Raw genomic sequence first — 511 nt, 5'->3', positions numbered from 1 at the left:
CGCTGTTCGTGGCCGCTGTCGTGCTCGGGTCGATTGCCGTGGTCATCCGGCCGAAATGGGCCAATCTCAACCATGTCTATATCGCCGGAGCTCTGAGCTTTGCCGTCGGCTGCGCCATTGTCGGGCTGGCGCCGGAGATGATCACCGTGCTCATCGGTCGCGTCGTGCAGGGTTTCGGCGCCGGCCTCCTGGTGACGATGGGCTATTCGTTCATCCGTTTCGTCTATCCCGAGGGGATGCAGAATGCCGCTTCGGCTTTCTATAGCGCACTCTGGGGCGTTTCCACCCTGCTCGGGCCGACGCTCGGCGGCCTGTTTGCCAATGGCGGAATGTGGCGATGGGCCTTCCTGATCCTCATTCCGCTGGCGTTGATCATGGCGCTTGCCGCGCCGAAACTGCTTCCGCCCGGTGAGGAGGAGCGGGCGAGGCAGCCGGTGCCGTTCGTCCAGATCGGCCTGATCATCGCCGCGATCCTCCTGGTCTCGTTTGCCGGCACGGCGCAATCCGATAC

1 protein-coding gene is annotated in these 511 nt (G+C 64.0%); it reads left to right on the top strand.

The annotated features are described in order from the left end of the window. A partial coding sequence (locus tag AC1D0P_RS28300) for an MFS transporter (RefSeq protein ID WP_477679770.1) occupies positions 1-511 on the top strand: 511 nt, incomplete at both ends.

Source organism: Polaromonas sp. P1_G2, from assembly GCF_056405515.1.
Note: the sequence above shows the minus strand (reverse complement) of the source record. Positions and strands in the feature narration are given on the sequence as shown.